13 protein-coding genes and 2 tRNA genes are annotated in these 18,457 nt (G+C 41.4%); 6 read left to right on the forward strand and 9 right to left on the reverse strand.

All coding sequences use genetic code 11. The features are described 5' to 3' along the window. From POV26_RS15390 to mutS, 4 genes are all read right to left on the reverse strand, one after another. The coding region (locus tag POV26_RS15390; RefSeq protein WP_419180018.1) for a GIY-YIG nuclease family protein at nt 1–146 on the reverse strand (146 nt) is incomplete at its 3' end. A gap of 48 nt (nt 147–194) precedes the next feature. Further along, nucleotides 195–278 (reverse strand) — tRNA-Leu (locus tag POV26_RS11640). 114 nt (nt 279–392) lie between these two features. Further along, a tRNA-Gly gene (locus POV26_RS11645) sits at nt 393–465 on the reverse strand. A 156-nt stretch (nt 466–621) separates the two neighbouring features. Further along, nucleotides 622–3,237, reverse strand: coding sequence for a DNA mismatch repair protein MutS (gene mutS / locus POV26_RS11650; protein WP_272856647.1), 2,616 nt, complete (start codon nt 3,235–3,237; stop codon nt 622–624). Nucleotides 3,238–3,462: 225 nt separating this feature from the next. Between mutS and POV26_RS11655 the strand changes: the two genes are divergently transcribed. After that, entirely contained in the window at nt 3,463–4,011 is a 549-nt protein-coding gene (locus POV26_RS11655; protein ID WP_272856648.1) for a TrmH family RNA methyltransferase, read from the forward strand. 6 nt (nt 4,012–4,017) lie between these two features. Here the strand turns inward: POV26_RS11655 and POV26_RS11660 are convergent, their stop codons facing one another. From POV26_RS11660 to POV26_RS11675, 4 genes are all read right to left on the reverse strand, one after another. Continuing rightward, nucleotides 4,018–4,929: a geranylgeranylglycerol-phosphate geranylgeranyltransferase gene (locus POV26_RS11660; RefSeq protein ID WP_272856649.1), complete on the reverse strand. Its 912-nt coding sequence runs from the start codon at nt 4,927–4,929 to the stop codon at nt 4,018–4,020. 24 nt (nt 4,930–4,953) lie between these two features. Beyond that, nucleotides 4,954–5,850, reverse strand: coding sequence for a hypothetical protein (locus POV26_RS11665; protein WP_272856650.1), 897 nt, complete (start codon nt 5,848–5,850; stop codon nt 4,954–4,956). Between the two features lie 5 nt (nt 5,851–5,855). Further along, the gene (locus POV26_RS11670; protein ID WP_272856651.1) at nt 5,856–7,304 is read right to left on the reverse strand and encodes an MBOAT family O-acyltransferase; all 1,449 of its coding nucleotides are present in this window, start codon (nt 7,302–7,304) and stop codon (nt 5,856–5,858) included. A gap of 63 nt (nt 7,305–7,367) precedes the next feature. After that, nucleotides 7,368–8,306, reverse strand: coding sequence for a mevalonate kinase family protein (locus tag POV26_RS11675; protein WP_272856652.1), 939 nt, complete (start codon nt 8,304–8,306; stop codon nt 7,368–7,370). A gap of 367 nt (nt 8,307–8,673) precedes the next feature. On the opposite strand from POV26_RS11675, the gene POV26_RS11680 reads away from it, so the two are divergent. Then, nucleotides 8,674–11,856 (forward strand): CHAT domain-containing protein, encoded by a 3,183-nt coding sequence (locus POV26_RS11680; protein WP_272856653.1) that lies wholly within the window; start codon nt 8,674–8,676, stop codon nt 11,854–11,856. Here the strand turns inward: POV26_RS11680 and POV26_RS11685 are convergent. Next, nucleotides 11,853–12,956, reverse strand: a complete 1,104-nt coding sequence (locus POV26_RS11685) for a diphosphomevalonate decarboxylase (protein WP_272856654.1) — start codon at nt 12,954–12,956, stop codon at nt 11,853–11,855. The genes POV26_RS11680 and POV26_RS11685 overlap by 4 nt on opposite strands. Nucleotides 12,957–13,080: 124 nt before the next feature. On the opposite strand from POV26_RS11685, the gene POV26_RS11690 reads away from it, so the two are divergent. The 4 genes from POV26_RS11690 (at nt 13,081) to POV26_RS11705 (ending at nt 18,285) form a co-directional block, all read left to right on the forward strand. After that, complete coding sequence (locus POV26_RS11690) at nt 13,081–13,263, forward strand: hypothetical protein (protein ID WP_272856655.1); 183 nt, start codon at nt 13,081–13,083, stop codon at nt 13,261–13,263. Nucleotides 13,264–13,385: 122 nt separating this feature from the next. Next, on the forward strand, nt 13,386–13,997 hold the full coding sequence (locus tag POV26_RS11695) for an RNA polymerase sigma factor (protein ID WP_272856656.1): 612 nt from the start codon (nt 13,386–13,388) through the stop codon (nt 13,995–13,997). A 143-nt stretch (nt 13,998–14,140) separates the two neighbouring features. Further along, nucleotides 14,141–14,893: a tetratricopeptide repeat protein gene (locus tag POV26_RS11700; protein ID WP_272856657.1), complete on the forward strand. Its 753-nt coding sequence runs from the start codon at nt 14,141–14,143 to the stop codon at nt 14,891–14,893. A gap of 134 nt (nt 14,894–15,027) precedes the next feature. Next, nucleotides 15,028–18,285: a CHAT domain-containing protein gene (locus POV26_RS11705; RefSeq protein WP_272856658.1), complete on the forward strand. Its 3,258-nt coding sequence runs from the start codon at nt 15,028–15,030 to the stop codon at nt 18,283–18,285. Nucleotides 18,286–18,457: the final 172 nt, after the last annotated feature.

Consider the following 18,457-nt stretch of genomic DNA (forward strand, 5'->3'; position numbering starts at 1 on the left):
TATAAAGTCCAGTCCGAGGCCTTTCTTGTATAGGAATCGAAATAGGTTTTGTCCAAATGCCTTTGAAAACGTTCCGTGAAATCTAAACAGCTGCCAGTATAATAGCCATCGACCGATTTGGAATATAAGATGTAAACCGTTGCCATACACTAAAAATAAAAAATCCCCAATGTCTATTAACAAAGGGGATTCCGTACTCGAGGCGGGACTTGAACCCGCACGACCAAATGGTCACAGGATTTTAAGTCCGGCGTGTCTACCAATTCCACCACTCGAGCATTTCGACTGCGCTCCTTGCAGGTTTAATTTCAGCCTGCAAAAGCCTCGGATAGATTGTCTATTACAATCTGGACTTAACAAAAAATGCCGAATTGCATCGGCATTCAAGGTTGAGCGAAAAACGGGATTCGAACCCGCGACCTCCACCTTGGCAAGGTGGCGCTCTACCAACTGAGCTATTTTCGCAGAAATATTATTCTGTGGCGCTAACCACCCCGATAGCTATCGGGAGAGCTATTTTCGCAGAATATTTAATGAACGTCGCTTCCTAAGCAAAGCGGGAGCAAATTTAAAAATTTTACTTCAAAAGCAAAGTGTTTTTTGATAAATTATTGCTGAAATTTACTTTTTCATTTTAACCGAAGCATTGCGCTGCAGCATTCTGCGGATTTCATTCAGCTTCATCAACGCTTCTACCGGCGTAAGTGTGTCAATATCAATATCTAAGATTTCCTCACGAAGTTCTTCCAGCAATGGATCGTCCAGTTTAAAAAAGCTCAACTGCATCTCTTCTTTGGAAACAGCCTTCATTTCCTCGGTCAATTCTTCGGAAGCGTGGCTCTTTTCAAGCCTTTTCAGGATTTTATTGGCCCGTTGGAGCACTGCTTGCGGCATTCCGGCCATCTTTGCCACGTGTATTCCGAAGCTGTGGTGACTACCGCCGGGCACCAATTTCCGAAGAAAAAGCACGTTATCCTTCAATTCCTTCACCGAGACATTGTAGTTTTTGATGCGCGCGAAAGTCTCGGTCATTTCATTCAACTCGTGATAGTGGGTTGCAAAAAGTGTTTTTCCACGCGAAGAATGCTCGTGAAGGTATTCACTTATCGCCCACGCAATGGAAATTCCATCATAAGTACTGGTGCCGCGGCCAATTTCATCCAAAAGAATCAAACTCCGCTCTGAAAGATTGTTCAGAATACTGGCCGTTTCGTTCATTTCGACCATAAAGGTAGATTCGCCCATCGAAATATTGTCGCTCGCTCCTACTCTTGTAAAAATCTTATCCACACATCCCATTCGTACCGCCGAGGCCGGAACAAAACTGCCCATTTGTGCCAAAAGCACAATCAAAGCCGTTTGCCGAAGAATGGCCGATTTACCGCTCATATTGGGCCCCGTAATCATAATGATTTGCTGGTTTTCCCTGTCGAGGAAAACATCGTTTGCAATATAGGGCGCATCGGGCGGAAGTTGTTTTTCGATTACTGGATGGCGGCCTTCCTTTATGTCCAAATCAAACGTATCATCCAATAATGGTCGTGTGTAATTTGCCTCTTTGGCTTGGGTTGCAAACGAACACAAGCAATCCAATTGCGCAATCAAGGCCGCATTTTGCTGCACCGAACCGATAAACTGAAGCATCCAATCTACCAGTTTTGCAAAAATCTCCTGCTCTAACGCAAGAATTTTTTCCTCCGCGCCAAGTATTTTGGTTTCGTATTCCTTTAATTCTTCGGTAATATAACGTTCCGCACTGACCAGTGTCTGCTTGCGGATCCATTCCGGCGGAACCTTGTCTTTATGGGTATTTCGGACTTCAATATAATAGCCAAAAACGTTGTTGGAAGCTATTTTCAGCGAAGAAATACCCGTGCGCTTAGTTTCGCGCTCCAGCATTTCGTCCAAATATTCCTTTCCGTTGGCAGAAATATTTCGCAATTCATCAAGCGTTTCCGAAAAACCTTCGGCGATGCTATTTCCCTTTAGAATATTTACGGGCGCTTCCTCAAAAAGTGTTTCCTTTATTTTGTTCCGAAGCAATTCGCAGTCGTGCAGTTGTTCGCCGATAATTTTTAGCGATTCGTTTTTGGAATTCAGTGCCAACGCTTTTATGGGAACGACTGCTTCTAAAGAATTTTTAAGTTGGATAACCTCGCGCGGGTTCACTTTTCCGGTTGCCACTTTTGAAATCAACCGCTCCAAATCGCTGATGCGCTTGGTGTATTGTTGTATCTTTTCTAAAGTAACCGGATTGTCCAATAGAAAACTTACAACTTCGTGTCTGCGGTTTATCTTTTCAGCATTTTTAAGCGGAAGCGCCATCCAGCGCTTCAAAAGCCTTCCGCCCATTGGCGAGATGGTCTTATCAATCACATCCAAAAGCGTAACCGCGTTTTGCTGGTTGGAATGGTACAATTCTAAATTTCGAATGGTAAAACGGTCCATCCAAACGTATTCATCTTCAGCAATTCGCGACAATTTTGAAATATGTTGAAGCTTCGTGTGTCGCGTTTCGCTTAAATAATGGAGTGCCGCACCGGCAGCAATTATGCCCTCTTCCAAATGATCCACGCCAAAACCTTTTAAATTTTTTACATCGAAGTGTTTCGTGAGCGTTTCAAAGGAATAATCGGTCTGAAAAATCCAATCCTCCAAATGGAAAACGTGATAATTATCGCCGAAAGTTTCAGAAAAGAGCTTTCGTTTCTGTTTTGAAAAAAGCACTTCCGAAGGGTTGAAATTCTGCAGTAATTTATCCACATATTCCGCAGAACCTTCCGAAACCAAGAATTCGCCCGTGGAAACATCCAAAAACGAAACCCCGAGATTTTTGGTGCCGAAATGAATGGCCGCCAAAAAGTTGTTTGATTTTGATTGTAAAATATCATCGTTAAAAGCAACGCCGGGAGTAACCAATTCTGTAACGCCACGCTTTACGATGGTTTTGGTCATTTTCGGATCTTCCAGTTGGTCGCAGATTGCCACGCGGCAGCCCGCCATAACCAATTTGGACAAATATGTATTTAGCGAGTGGTGCGGAAATCCCGCGAGCTCAGTCCGATCGCCACCGTTGTTGCGATGGGTGAGCGTAATGTTTAGAATTCCCGCCGCGCGCACGGCATCTTCCCCAAAAGTTTCGTAAAAATCGCCCACGCGAAACAGCAGCAAAGCATCGGGATACTTGGTCTTGATCGTGTTGTACTGCTTCATCAACGGGGTTTCCTTCTTGGGCATTTTTTATTGTTTATTACTATTGTTTATTATTTATAGCTATTGTTTATTGAAGCTATAAATGTAACGAAATTGCTTTTTTCTTTGAAATGAAGGGGTTGTGAATTATTGGGTTTTATCAACAATTTCCATCCAACTTTGCGCATTTACATGTAAAATTCTCTCGCAAAGCCGCAAAGACGCAAAGAGCTTTTTCCAATTAACTTTTAACAGTTAACTTTGCCCCCTATGAAAAATCGCAAACTAAAAAACAGCGAGCTGGACCGCATCAATCCCGAAGAATACAAAGCTTCGGAAAAAACGCCGCTGATCATTATTCTCGATAATATTCGAAGTTTGAACAACATCGGCTCCGTTTTCCGTACGGCCGATGCTTTTTTGGTGAAGAAAATCTACCTCTGCGGCATTACCGCAAAACCGCCACATAAAGACATCCAAAAGACCGCTCTCGGCGCGACCGAAAGCGTGGATTGGGAATATGCCGAAAATATTATGGAAGTGGTTGCCAAACTGCAAAGCGAAGGCGTTTTTGTAGCATCCATCGAGCAAGCGGAACTCGCCGTAAACCTCAACGATTTTTCTGTTCAAAAAGAATTGACTTACGCAGTGATTTTCGGGAACGAAGTGAAGGGCGTACAGCAAAAAGTTGTTTCCGCCAGCGATGCTGTTATTGAGATTCCGCAGTTTGGAACGAAGCACTCCTTGAATATTTCGGTAAGCGTGGGCGTTGTGGTGTGGGATCTTTTTGTGAAGCTTGGCGCAGTTGGTAGAGGGTAGAGAAAATCAAAAAAATCTGTTTAGCAATAAATCTACGTGGATTAAAACGATGCTAAAAACGCCGATGACGATGGCGAACTTCAAAATATTATGCAGCACCATATAGTGAATTTTGTTTTTTGAATACCACAAAACCGCTAGAAACACGGCCAAACCGGCAATGCTTGCGTAAAAATAATAATCCATATAGCCTATTTCTTCCTTGAATTTTGTGATGAGCAAGATGATTGGCACCAAAGTCAATATGCTTAAAACCGTCAACATTCTTTTGGAGGTTTTTTCGCCATAGACCACTGGAATGGTATTGTAACCGTGCACCAAATCGCCTTTTAGGTTTTCGAGGTCCTTTACCAATTCGCGCATTGAGATTAGCAAAAACAGGAAAGTGGCGTGTACAAAAATCACGACATCGAAATTTTTGTAATGCACGAAGATCGCGAAGAACGGAACCACCGCGAGAATAGCCGCCGTAATGTTTCCTATGAAAGGATATTTCTTCAATTTATGCGAATAGAACCACAGGAAAAAAATATAAATAGAGAAAAACAGCACCGCCCGAAAAGAAACATAGCTCGCAAAAATGACCGACAAAAAGTTGAGCACAAAATAGGCAGAAAGCTTGGTGCGTTGGCTCACCAACTTATCGAGCATCGTTTTTCGCGGACGGTTTATCAGATCCTTTTCGCTGTCGTAGAAACTGTTTATAATGTAACCGCCCGCGATGGCGGAAGATGATGCCAAAACGAGCATCAATAGATTCACATCAAACAAAACCTGCCGTACGGGCAAATCTGGGGCTAAAATGTAAATGCTGGTAAGGTATTGGGCGATTACAATGATAAGTATGTTGTAGCCGCGGACCACAGAAAACAGGCTGAAAAACTTTAGAAGAAAGAGTTTTTGTTTTCTATTGAGCATTTTTTACAGACAAGTATTTAGTTTTTACTGTTTGGAAATCCACTCTCCCACTTCAGCAGACACTTCTTTTGCCGAGTCCCTATAAAGATGGATACCATCCGTAAAGGTAAACTTTGTATCGGAATTCATTAAACTTAAATAAGGAACGGATGTCGTTTTTGCCAATTCTTCAATTTTTTCATCAAAATCAGGAAGCAGTTCGGTCTCAATTTCCGCAATTCTATGATCTACGGGAAGCCTCACTAAATATACCTTTCCATGGTTTTTTAATAACTTAATGGTCTTTTTTAGGTATTCAAAACGTGTTTCTGAAAATTTATAGCTTTTTAATTTCAGTTTTTGTTCCAGAATATTTTCAGCAGTTCTGTTTTTTACCGAAGCGGAATCCATCGGCGGAAATACTTCAAGCCAACCATCAGTATGCACTTGCATCAAGGAAAAATTCCACAGGATTTTTATATAATTATCGCCATAATTGTTCAATAAATACGAAATATTTGGCTTTGAACTGAAGGAAGGCAGGGTGCCCATAAACGATTTTGATTCGCCAAACTGCGATTCGTTGTTCGGGTCTGCCCCGTCACTGGAAATGCTCCACGGATCTACCGTAATAATAAAAACGCCATCCTTTGATTGTGGCTCCAGTTTCTTTTCAATAGCACTTAAATACGCAGGGCCAAACGGACTGTGCGCCACGGTAAAAGAGAAGTTATAGCTGTCTTTTCGCAAATAGGGCTTCAGCACTTCCGGCATCAATCCCTGTGCGGCTTTTGAGGTTCCAAGTATCAGCGAGGACTGTTTTGGCGTTGTGGTCCGGGAATAAAAAGGATCGCTCTTGCCGTCGGCTTGTAGAAAAACAAAGTAAACCGAAGCAATAATTGCAACGGCAAACAAAGAAGATTCTATCAGAAATTTTTTCATCCTTCTTAAAATTGAAAATATATAAACGCCTGTTCCTTTCCGCCAAAGAAAAAGATGAGCATTGCCAAACTGTAATAAAAAGCATATTTTGCTGGCTTTGGCCAAGACTCGCCAAAGCTTTCAAGGGCGTAATTCGTTTCCCTTCCTTTCCACTCCAACATCAAAAACCCTACAATCAAAAAGGACAAAACATACACCTTATTTAGTGCCAAAAAATTGGGGGCATCAAAAATCGATTCGGAAAAAAGCAATGAAATATACTCAAAAGCACTGCTTAGTGAATTCGCTCTAAAGAAAATCCAAGCAAAACAAGTGATCGTGAAAGTTAAAAGTATTTTGAAGAAATCTGCAATACTGGGCAAAAGTCTATCCTTTGCAACCACTTCAATATGCTGTCTGTTTCGTTTCAAAAGTAAAAGCGGAAGAAAATACAGCGCATTCAACGCGCCCCAAAAAATAAAAGTCCAATTGGCGCCGTGCCAAAAACCACTTACAATAAAGATGATGAAAATATTGCGGACTTTTAACCAATTGCTCCCGCGGCTTCCGCCCAAAGGAATATAAACATAGTCGCGAAACCAAGTGGAAAGCGAAATATGCCAACGCCGCCAAAACTCGGCAATATCCCTTGAAAAGTACGGGTATGAAAAATTCTTCATCAAATTGAAACCAAAAAGCTTGGCCGTTCCGATGGCAATATCCGAATACCCAGAAAAGTCGCCGTAAATCTGAAAGGCAAAAAATACCACCCCAATAGCCAACGAACTGGCGGTATAATCCTGTGGGTTATTGAAAGCCAAATTCACAAACTGCGCACAGTTATCCGCAATTACCATTTTTTTGAACAGCCCCCAAAGTATTTGCCGAAGGCCATCCATTGCCACCGCATATTCGAACTTTCTTTTTCTGAAAAACTGCGGCAAAAGATTGGTTGCCCTCTCAATAGGCCCCGCAACCAATTGCGGAAAAAAACTGACGAATGAAAAGAAGGCAACAACATCTTTGGTTGGCTCCATTTTACGCCTATAGACGTCTATGGAATAGCTCATTGTCTGAAAGGTATAGAAGCTGATTCCCACTGGCAAAATAATATTTAACCGGGATGCTTCAAAGGGGTGGCCAAGTAGCGTAAATGCTTCTGCAAAGCTTTCGGAAAAAAAATTGAAATATTTAAAAAAGCCCAAAAAACCGAGGTTTACAAAAATACTCAGCAGCAAAAGGGCTTTTCGGCTTTGCTTCTTTTCGGTTTTTGAAAGGCCAATTCCCACCAAATAATCTACCGCAGAACTAAAAACAATCAACGAGAGGAAACGCCAATCCCACCACGCATAAAAAACATAGCTGGCGACCAGTAAAAGAAAATTTTGAAGTTTTAGGTTTTTATTGGCTACAAACCAATAAAGCAGAAAGACAATAGGCAGAAAGATTGCAAAATCAATGGAGTTGAAAAGCATGAAGCATCTTTAATTAACTGCAATCTAATAATTATTGTAGAAATGCCTTAAGAAAAAGCGATTCTAAAAACTATAAACCACTTCCAGTTTATAATCCTTCAGCGCTTTGCGGGCTTTGTCAATATCTTCGGTAAAGCCGAGCATATAGCCCCCGCCGCCGGAGCCGCAAAGTTTTAGGTAGTATGCATTGCTGTCAATTCCCTTCTTCCAAAGTTTGTGGAACTGTGCGGGAATCATCGGTTTAAAATTGTCGAGAACCACTTTTGAAAGCTGTTTGATGTTCCCGAAAAGCGATTTTATATCGCCTTGCAGAAAATCCTCCACACAGGCATCGGTATGTTTCGTAAATTGATCCTTCAGCATATTCCGGAAACCTTCCTGCTTCATATTCTCCATAAAAATCTGGACCATCGGCGCGGTTTCGCCCGTACTGCCGCTGTCCAGTAAAAACACGGCGCCTTTGCCGTTTTCGGTTTGTGAAGGGATTCCGGCCGGTTCAATATTATCTTTGGAATTGATTAAAATGGGAAGGCTCAAATAACTGTTCAACGGGTCTAGCCCCGAGGATTTTCCGTGGAAAAAAGACTCCATTTCAGCAAAAATAGCTTTCAGTGTTAGCAATTTTTCACGGGTAAGATTTTCAAGGACCGTAATTTTATCTTTTGCGTATTTATCGTAAATGGCTGCTACCAACGCACCGCTACTGCCTACCCCGTACCCCTGCGGAATGCTGCTGTCAAAATACAGTCCGCTTTCAACATCTTTTTTAAGCGCTTTTAGATCAAAAGAAACCATTTTTGGATTTTCTGTTTGAAGCGTCTCCAAATACGCCGCAAATCTTTTAAGACTGGCGTTTGATTTGTGCGTGGAAATGGTGTGGTGTTTATCAATTTTCAATGCACCGTTATAAAAATTGTACGGAATGGACAATCCTTTGGAATCCTTGATGATTCCATATTCGCCAAAAAGCAGAATTTTTGAGTAAAAGAGGGGGCCGTGCATATATTTAAATTTGCTGTGTTAAAAATACCGTTTTAAACGATAAGATACTGTTTTAAAGTGCAAAGATACAGTTTTTAGGAATTATAGTTTCAGAAAATTTCATTCAGAAGTCCAGAAAAACCGAAATTAAAGAGTTGAATTAAAGTATTCTATATAGTATTGATGACAGGATATGAGGAACAAAATTGGAACGTTTTCATAGCGCAAAAGTGTTTATCTGAAATTTGCCAATCAAAAATAATTCGTATCTTTCTTCAAAATATCCCCTGAAACATTCACTTATTTTTGAGTTCCTTCATCTATGAAATTCATTTGTGGGATATTTTTTTCCTTGCTACATATTACCATTTTTCTTTCTGTGTTTACAATGTATCCGCAAGAAAAAGTTACGGCCGTAAAAGAAATCCAAACCTTGATTGAACAGGATTCCCTCGCAAAGGCCCGTACGGAAGTATCAAAAAACCTTACTTATTATCGCACCAAAAAGATATACGACAGCCTATACAACTACATACAGTTTGAAGGCAGTTTTAAGCTAAACAACGGCGACAAAAAACTGGCCATAAAAAAGGCTGAAGCACTTACACAAGAAATAAAGAACAATGCCTCGCCTCATTTTATTGTTGAGGCAATTACCGAGCTTGGCTGGATTTACGATGATGCCGGGCAACACCAAAAAGCATACAATCTTCTGGCAACGGCCATTCCCATAGCTCTCAAAAACACCGAACCCAACAATACCGACCTTGCTGGGGTGGAATACGGACAGGGTTATTACGCCTCAAAATTGGGCAATTTCCCATTGTCAAAAAAACACTACGAAAAAGCCTTGCGGCTCTTGAAAAAAACGGGAAAGGAAGATTATGTTTTTTACAACCAAGTCTATAACGCGTTGGGCGGAATGATGTGGCAGGAAGCAAAACTGGACAGCGCAAAGTTCTATTTTCAGGAAGCGGTCAATGTATTGGAAAAAACGGATGAGACTGATATTATGAATAGGTACTATCGTCCTGCACTGGTAAAAATGAACCTTGCCGTTTTGTGGAATGCTCTTGGAAAAAACCAAAAAGCCATTGCCATTTCCGAAGAATCCATTGCAGGATTTCAGGAATATATCAATCGCTCCACAGATGAGGCCCGAACCTATAAGGCAAAAAGCCATCAATGTGTTGTGATTGATAATATGGCAACGTTTTATAACACTTTGGGCGAATATTCCCGTTCGCAGGAGCTCATTGAATATTCCTTTGAACAGAAAAAAAAGCTTTTTGAAAAGAACGACATCAATATCATTATTTCAAACATCATTCTTGCAGAGGCCAAAACGGCAAGCCGCGATTTTGAAGGCGCCGCAAAGAATGCAGACGAAGCACTAAATCTTTTGAAGACCAGTCCGGGAGCCGATCTTTATTGGGAAGCCGCAGCCCTCTCCACCCGTGCCACCATTTATGAATTTATGGACGATGTTGAAAATGCCGCAATGTATTATGAAAGGGCCCAAACAACCTACCGCAGGTCTATGGGAACTATTTACACAAAAGACTTTCTGGATAATATTCTGGAATATTCCCTTTTCGCCGCAAAAAACCAAAAAAGGGAGAAAGCCCTTTCCCTTGCCAAAGAAACCTACAATTTTACGCACACGGGAGATTTCAAAAACACGCTTCAGGAATTTTATCACACCGTCAATTTGGCACAAGTACATTATCTGCTTAAAGACTATGCCGAAGCAGAAAAATACAGCGATGAAGCCTTGCGTTTCAATATTTTAGAAAAAAATGAAAAAATCAGCTCCTCAGATTCCATACTTAGCCAATACCGAAAACCACAAGCCTTGCTTATCAACGCAAAATCAAAATACTATTCCACGGAAAACAAAAACCCTTTTTTCCTGAAAGATCTTTTGCAGCAAGTAGAAAAGGGAATTGCCATTTTGGACCAGCGAAAAAAAGTGGTCAGCAATTATGAAGACATTACGCTACTGATAACTGAAAACGAAGAGATCTTAAATTTTGCTGAAAAACTTCGGCTCGAACTTTTCCAAATGACCAAAGACGAAGTATATCTGGACAAGATGATAGCCCTCCACGAATCCAGCATCTACAACCGTATCCGTTCTAGGTTGAACCTTCGGGACAATGTGGCATTTCAGCATGTTCCAAAAGAAGTGGTTTCGCGGGAGAACGATTTAAAGGCAAAAATGGTTTCTTCCCTCAACGATTCAGAGAACAGCAGCATAGCGCCCTTCTTTGAAGCATCTGAAAACTGGGAACAATTTCTGGATTCGTTGAAACAAAATTATCCAAGATATTACAAAATGCGTTATGCAACTTTGGAAGAACCCATATACGACCTTCAACAAAAAATTCCTGAAAACACTACTGTGATCCGATATATTTTTATTGAAGACGAACTCTATGCTTTTCTGGTCTCGCCTTCATTAAAAAAAATGATACAACTGAATTATGCACCAGTTAAAGGCCATATTTCAGAAATCAACAAAAACAACGATTTTTCATTGGATAAACTACGACCCAAATTATACGAACTCTACCGGGCACTTTGGTTTCCCCTGGAAAAATACGTGCATACTAAAAAGGTGGTAATCGTCCCAGACCGGGAACTCTTTAATCTCAGTTTTGAGATGCTCCCGCAAAGGCCCTTAAAATCCTTTAATGAGTTTGCCACCAATAGCCTATTATCAAATTATGACATTTCCTATAATTTCAGCCTGTTGCTTTATAAGGACAAAGGCAAGGTAGCCGATTATTCCTCAGAATTTATTGCCTTTGCCCCTGGTTTTAACACAAAGATGAAGGATGAATACAAACTGGCCCTTAAAGATTCCGTGGAACTAGATAGAACCTATTTAACATTATTGCCACAACCGTTCAGTGAAGATTTGGTAAAACAATATGCCAAAATTTTTAACGGGAATTATTTTATAAATGAAAACGCCAGCAAGGAGCTTTTCATAAACCGGGCAAAAGAGCACAAAATAATCCACATAGGTACCCACGCCGAAAGCAACAATATAAGTCCAGAACTGAGCCGACTTATTTTTGCCAAAAGGACCGATGGCACTGAAGCCTATGATGAAAATTCGTTGTACTCCTATGAAATCTACAACATAGACCTTTCGTCCAACCTCGCCATACTCACTGCCTGCGAAACGGGCAAGCCCACCTATCAGGCCGGTGAGGGGATGATATCGTTGGCACACGCCTTCAACTATGCCGGCAGCGAAAGCATCTTGACCAGCCTTTGGGAAATTGATGAGGAATCGAGCGCAAAAATCGTAAAACTTTTTTACGACAATCTTTCCCGAGGAATGCCAAAGGATGAAGCTTTGCGAAAAGCAAAATTAAGCTACATAGCCACTGCCGAGGGCCGTACGATCGCCCCTCAATATTGGGCAGGACTTGTGCTCATTGGCGACACTGCTCCCATAGATTTAAATAACGATGTAGCCTGGTGGTGGTATGTTTTGGCAGGAATCGTGGCCGCATTATTGCTATTGGCAATCGTCAAAAACAGGAAAATTTCCTAATCAGTTAATTTTTGGCCTCCCAGACCAACACGGTCCTCAATAAACTCTCCGTTTTTACAAAAAGGCACTAACTCATTTTTAATGAATTGCAACACATTTTCCTTTTCACTTTCAGGATAGAGCAGATGCACATTGGCACCGGCGTCCAAGGTAAAGCATGCATGGCTTCCCGTGGTTTCCCTAAATTCCCAGATACGGTTGATTATTTCCAAAGTGTTCGGTTTCATCAATATGAAATAGGGCATGGAGGTCATCATCATGGCGTGCAGGGACAGTGCTTCGCTTTCAACAATTTTAATGAATTCAAGAAGGTCGCCATTTTTAAAAACGGGTATCAACTTTGAAAGATTGTCCTTTGCCTGCCTGAAGCGGGATGCCGCAAAAGGATGGTCCAGCATCAAATCGTGGCCAAGTGTGCTGCTTACCTGCTTTTCACCTTTGTCCACCAAGAGAATGGTGTCCTGATAATTTTGAAAAATTTCATGAATATCGGAAGGATATTTGGTGCCAAAAAGGTTACTGCTTCCCTCAATTTCGGGATGCTCGCCCCAGACAATCAGCGGGCCTTTTATACTTCGGCACGCGCTGCCCGAGCCCAAGCGCGCAAGAAAGGAAGCTTTTTCTGCAAAGTAAAGCCGTCCTGTTTCATCCAGTTCAAATCCCATTTGTTGCAACATTTGCCGCTCCATATCCATCAGGCAAAGTGCCAAGGCTCCCATCCCACTGGCCGATGAGGCTATCCCGCTGCTGTGTGGAAAACTGTTGACGGTTTCAATGGTAAACCTAAAATCCTCCAAAAATGGAACGTAAACAACTATCCTTTCAAAAAAGGTCCTGATTTTCGGTTCGAAGCCCGTCTCCCGCTTTCCGTTCAGGTACACTTCAAAGTCAAACCCCTCATTTTGTTTTCTTTCAAAGGAAAGGGTTGTTTGGGTATGGCAATTTTCCAAAGTAAAGCTGATGGAAGGGTTCATGGGCATCTGTTCGCCATATTTCCCCCAATATTTCACCAAGGCAATGTTACTGGGCGCTTGCCAGCTAACTGTTCCTGAAGTAAGGGAATGGTGGTAATTGCAAACAATGAATTTGTGCTGTGGCATAGATTATTATGGGATAGATGGCAAAAGTAAAATTCTTTTTAGTTATTCCGATGACAATTTAAAAAGGTTTCGATGTAAATATATCTGCTAAAGAAGAATCTAGTAATTTAAGGATTATAAAACAATGGACTCTTCAATAGCTTGTGAGGTTGTACATCAACCGGAAATGCCCCTGAAATATGGGGCATTTTTCATTCCGAGCGAAGCGAAGGAATCTCAGCGAAGCGTAGCAATCTCAGCAAAGTCGTCCCGAAGGGATGCCGTCGGCAAAATCAAAATTCCAACTCTTTTTCTCTCTAACGTTTAACGTCTAACGTTTTTTTTTGATGACCTTCTTCCAATCTTCCGTTATCCAGATAAACAAGGGTAAATTTCGGGTTTGTTTTAAAAAAATATTCAGAAACGTTAAAAATTGAAGTTCCATTCTGAGTGAAAAAATTGTATATTTCCATATCTAATTTTATGGAAGATACGCTCACCCAAAATCACTTTACCCTCCTGGACGCTTTTTTAAATAATAAGGAAGCGCCTGTAAGGGAATTTTATATTGCCGAATATCCCAAAACAAAATATTACGTCCTAAAGAATGGAGGTACTATTGACAATGCCAACGATGTTTTTCAGGAAGCGTATTTTGCCTGTTGGAAAAAGTTGAGCACGGGAAAATTCAAGCCGAAAAACAAGGCTGAAATTGAGGCGTATCTTTTTACGATCGCTAAAAATAAATGGACTGACCAAACGCGGCTTGTTTCAAAAAAGAAAACCATTTCAATAGATGAAAAGATGTACCAATTAAAGGCAGACGATACAAACGACACAAGTGAAGTGGCAGAAAAGGAAGAACGCCTAAGCATAACCCTGGCCGCTTTTGAAAATCTGGGCCAAGCCTGCAAGGAGCTGCTCACGCAGTTTTATTTCCATAAAAATTCCTTACGGGAAATTGCCGAAAGATTAAATATGGAAGAAGCCTCGGCGAAGAACAAAAAATACAGATGTATCCAGAAGTTGAAGGAGTTGGCGAATTCAGTGGGTAGTAGGTAGTGGGTTGTGGGTATTAGGTAGTAGGAATTAGGTAGGGGGAGTTAGGAGTTTAACGCTTAACGCATAACCCTTAACCCTTAACCCTTAACCCTTAACCCTTAACCCTTAACCCTTAACCCTTAGGAGTTAAAAGTTATGAAAAAATGAAAAACAAAATTGAGATAAGCCCCGTAGAATGGGATGTGATTGAAACCTATCTGGAGCAGGAGAACGCTTCGGAAAGGGAGACCTTTTGGCGTGAAAAACTGGTTACAATCCCAAATGTGGAAGAAAAAATTGCGCACATCGCAAAAATAAGGGAAGAAATTGAGGACAGCATCCGCCAATCGAAAATAAAGGAATTTCACGTGCAAGTTTCGGTTGATGAAAACGGTGGAAATGTAAAAATGCTACCTGCCGGCAAATCGAATCCGAGAATAATTTGGTATAGCATTGCTGCCGTGCTGGTGGTTGCATTCGGGATTCTTTGGATGATGCAGCACAGACCTTCTTCGGAAAAAATATTTGCAGAAAATTTTAAACCAGACATAGGTCTTCCCCTAAAAATGGGCACCACAAACAACCTGGAGTTTTATGAAGGGATGGTGGACTACAAACAGGGAGAATACCAAAAGGCCATTGACCAATGGCAAGTTTTATGGAAAGATAATCCGCAAAACGATACCTTAAATTACTTTTTGGGGGTCGCAAATTTAGCGCGGGATGATGCAAAAAAAGCGTTGCAATATTTTCAAAATCAGGAAGTTTTCCAGCACGGTATTTTTAAGGAAGATGCCGCATATTACGCAGCCCTCGCTAAGATAAAGGAAGGGAAATTTGAAGAAGCCAAGGCATTGCTCCAAGAAAATCCTTCGGAGCGAAATACAAATTTGTTAAGACAGCTCGAAGACCTATAAATTTCTTTAGAAAAAATTATCCGTTGCGCCGTTAATCTTTCCATTTTTACACTTCCTCGATTTGATCTCCAAAAAAACCTTTACATTTTTTGGTAAACTGAAAATATTGGTATATTTCAAAAAAAAATACCAATATGGGGCAATTCTACCGCTTTATTTTTTTGATTGCCGCCCTATTTTTTTTGTCCGCCTCAAAATCCTTTGCACAAAAGGAAAAACTTTCGGGAACCAAATTATTGGATTTCTACCTGATAAAAGAGCAAACGAAACAAGCAGATTCCGCCCTACAATCGCAAATTGAAAATTTCAAACAGACCAACCAGATAGATTCCCTTGCCCAATACGCCGTGTATGTGGGAAAGGTCGCCTTTTTGAAAAGCAATCCACAGCAGGCGGCCAAAAAAGCGGAGGATTTTTTTAAGGAACTAAAAACCCTCGGTGCGTCCAAACGCGCGCAACATATTGCCCTGTATGGTCTTTCCAAACTTTATGAAGATTTGGGCTACATAGAAAAATCCTTTAATGCCGCCCAGGAATCCTTGAATACGATTCTACAAGTAAAGGATGCCACATATAATGAAATTGCAGAGGCCCAATACGCGCTCACCTATAGTTATTATATCTCTGGAAAATACGTAGATGCCAACATACAGGCAAAAAAAGCACTCGCGAATCTAAAAAAATCCAAAGAAAAAAATTACAAGAAATTATCGGACGTAAACAATTTTTTTGGCGTTATGATGTGGCGTTCCCAAAAACTGGACAGCGCACAATATTTTTTTAAAAACGCCATAAAAATTTTAAATAATATAGAAGGAGATTCGCTTTATAAGGTATATTCCGCTGCTGGCATAAAACTGAATTTAGCCCTGGTAATGGAAGCGGAGGGAAATATTTCAGAATCCATAGAGACCTTGGAGAAACTTATCCAAGCCTGCACCTATGTAGTAAATGAATCACAGGAGCAACGAATGGTAGAGCGCTGCAAACGCCTAAAATGGTCCGGGATCACCAACCTCGGCTCCCTATACCACAATATTGGCAACGTAAACCGCGCCTACGAGCTCACTGCCTACGTTTACAACAACCGGAGTGAACTGTACTTGCCCGGCGACCCTGAAATACAAAGATCAGTCGTTTTGATGGGACAGGCGCAGATGGGCCTAAAGGAAACCGACAAAGCCATAGCCTCTTTTGAAAAGGCACTAAAAATGTATGAGGCTGATTCGAGCCCCGACTTGTTTTGGCAGGCCATCGCTACCGCAAATTTGGCAAATGCGTACGAGTTAAAGGGCAAAATTGCCTTGGCCGAAAAAACCTATAACGATGCCGAAAAACTATACAAGGCCGCGCTCGGCAACAACCTGGACGATACCTATCTTGAATTTGCCAACGACAAAGCGCTATTCTTGGCAAACAACAATAAGAAAGAAGCAGCAATTGAAACTTCACTGTATGCCTATAATTATTTAAAGAAGAACGGCGGCAATCACAATATCGACCTTATTGCGCGAATCTTAAACCTGGCAGAGGTGTATTACATTACCGGCGAATACCAAAAAGCTGCGGAATGGAGCGAAAACGGATTGCATTATATTGACACGCTCTCCCAAAACCAAGCAACAGAACTCGACGCCTTAAAGCTAACCTACAGAAAACCTTTGCTGCTTTTAACAAAATCGAAAGCGGAGTACAAGCAGCACACCACCGAAGATTCAATTTTTCTTAAAAGTCTTTTGAAAAATATGGACGATGCCTTTAAAATCCTTGAGGAACAAAAAAATCTGATTTCAAAAGACGATAACGTAAACGTGCTGTATTCAAATTTTTTGGGGCTGTACGGTTTCAAAAAACGACTTTATTACGATTTATTCGCGCTAACAAAGAATAAAAAATACCTTACCAAACTTATAGAGACCCACGAAAACAGCATCTATTACAGCATCCGTTCCAAGTTGATGCTGCGCGATGAAATTGGTTTTGCCGATGTGCCACAGGAAGTCATAAAAAGGGAAAACAAGCTGAAAAAAGCCGCCACGGAATTTGCCTACTCCGAAGATTCAACCGAAACTTTTCAGGATTATCTCAAAGCAAGCGAAGTTTACGATTCATTTTTGGATTCGCTGAAAACGGCCTTCCCGAAATATTACAAAATGAAGTATGCCTCGTTGGATGTTTCGCTACAAAATCTTCAAAAATACATTCCCGAAAACACCACCGTAATCCGCTATCTGTTTATAGACGGAGCGTTGTACGCCATGGTTTTGGACCAAAAAAACCGAAATCTCATAAAACTGGAATACGGCCCCATTAAAAACCATATCGAATCGCTAATCGACCCATCCCTCACTTTTGAAGCGGAGGCCACGCTGCTGCACGAACTGTATGAAAACCTTTGGAAGCCTTTCGAAAACCAAATACATACCGAAAAAATAATCATTCTCCCCGATGGGCCGCTTTTCAACTTGAGTTTTGAAACCCTTACCCCTTCCAAAATAAAAAGTTACGGGGAGCTCGCCACCAATAGTCTTTTGGCGAAATATACCATTTCGTACAACTTTAGCCTGTTGCTTTTGCACGGAGAAAAAAAGCCGAAAATGTTCCCGGAAAACTTTGTGGCCTTCGCGCCCGGTTTTACAAAGGAAATGAAGCAGGAATATAAAATCAGCATCAGCGATTCGCTTAACAAGGACGCAACCTACCTCCATCTTTTATCACAACCGAGCAGCGTGGAACTTGCCAAAAAATATTCGAAAATATTTGACGGCACTTCGTTTTTGAATGAGAACGCGTCCAAAAGAATTTTTAGGGATAAGGCCGGCGAACACAAAATAATCCACATTGGCACCCATGGCGAAAGCAACAACATAAGCCCCGAATTCTCGCGGCTCATTTTCGCAAAAAACATGGCGGACGACAAAAATTATGATGAAAATTCGCTTTACACATACGAAATTTACAACACCAACCTCTCCTCCAATCTGGCGATACTTACCGCCTGCGAAACCGGAAAACCAACCTACCAGCCCGGCGAGGGAATGATTTCGCTCGCCCACGCCTTTAACTATGCGGGCAGCGAAAGCATCCTGACCACGCTTTGGGAAGTAGATGAAATTTCCAGCTCCCAGATAGTCGGGTATTTTTATGATTTCCTTTCCGAAGGATTCCCAAAGGACGAAGCGCTAAAAAAGGCAAAACTGAAATACCTCACCACCGCAGAGGGCCGCGCCGCCTCGCCACAGTACTGGGCAGGCTTGGTTTTGATAGGCGACACCACTCCCATCCCGCTGCAACAAGGCATCAACCCGCTTTGGTGGTGGGCAATAGGATTGTTTTTGGCAGGAATTTTAATCTTTTTTCTTCTGAAAAGTAAACGGGCCAAAAAAGCATAATCCAAACCCTATTTTCCACCCACTACCCACGACCTACTACCCACTACCTCCTCACACCACATCCCTCAAACCTCATCCCTCCAAAAAAAGTGATGACCTTTTTAAATAGTGCCGTTAAAAGAATAGAAACTCACTACAGTTATGCTGCACCAAGTTTCAAAACCCATTTAAC

The organism is Aequorivita todarodis, assembly GCF_028561335.1.
GTDB lineage: Bacteria > Bacteroidota > Bacteroidia > Flavobacteriales > Flavobacteriaceae > Aequorivita > Aequorivita todarodis.

What these genes read in the sequence shown, in the direction of transcription:
- POV26_RS11665 (WP_272856650.1), bottom strand. Translation starts at nt 5,850, where the DNA reads ATGAAAAAATTTCTGATAGAATCTTCTTTGTTTGCCGTTGCAATTATT.
- POV26_RS11700 (WP_272856657.1), top strand. Translation starts at nt 14,141, where the DNA reads ATGAAAAACAAAATTGAGATAAGCCCCGTAGAATGGGATGTGATTGAA.
- POV26_RS11670 (WP_272856651.1), bottom strand. Translation starts at nt 7,304, where the DNA reads ATGCTTTTCAACTCCATTGATTTTGCAATCTTTCTGCCTATTGTCTTT.
- POV26_RS11685 (WP_272856654.1), bottom strand. Translation starts at nt 12,956, where the DNA reads ATGCCACAGCACAAATTCATTGTTTGCAATTACCACCATTCCCTTACT.
- POV26_RS11675 (WP_272856652.1), bottom strand. Translation starts at nt 8,306, where the DNA reads ATGCACGGCCCCCTCTTTTACTCAAAAATTCTGCTTTTTGGCGAATAT.
- mutS (WP_272856647.1), bottom strand. Translation starts at nt 3,237, where the DNA reads ATGCCCAAGAAGGAAACCCCGTTGATGAAGCAGTACAACACGATCAAG.
- POV26_RS11680 (WP_272856653.1), top strand. Translation starts at nt 8,674, where the DNA reads ATGTATCCGCAAGAAAAAGTTACGGCCGTAAAAGAAATCCAAACCTTG.
- POV26_RS11660 (WP_272856649.1), bottom strand. Translation starts at nt 4,929, where the DNA reads ATGCTCAATAGAAAACAAAAACTCTTTCTTCTAAAGTTTTTCAGCCTG.
- POV26_RS11705 (WP_272856658.1), top strand. Translation starts at nt 15,028, where the DNA reads ATGGGGCAATTCTACCGCTTTATTTTTTTGATTGCCGCCCTATTTTTT.
- POV26_RS11655 (WP_272856648.1), top strand. Translation starts at nt 3,463, where the DNA reads ATGAAAAATCGCAAACTAAAAAACAGCGAGCTGGACCGCATCAATCCC.
- POV26_RS11690 (WP_272856655.1), top strand. Translation starts at nt 13,081, where the DNA reads ATGGACTCTTCAATAGCTTGTGAGGTTGTACATCAACCGGAAATGCCC.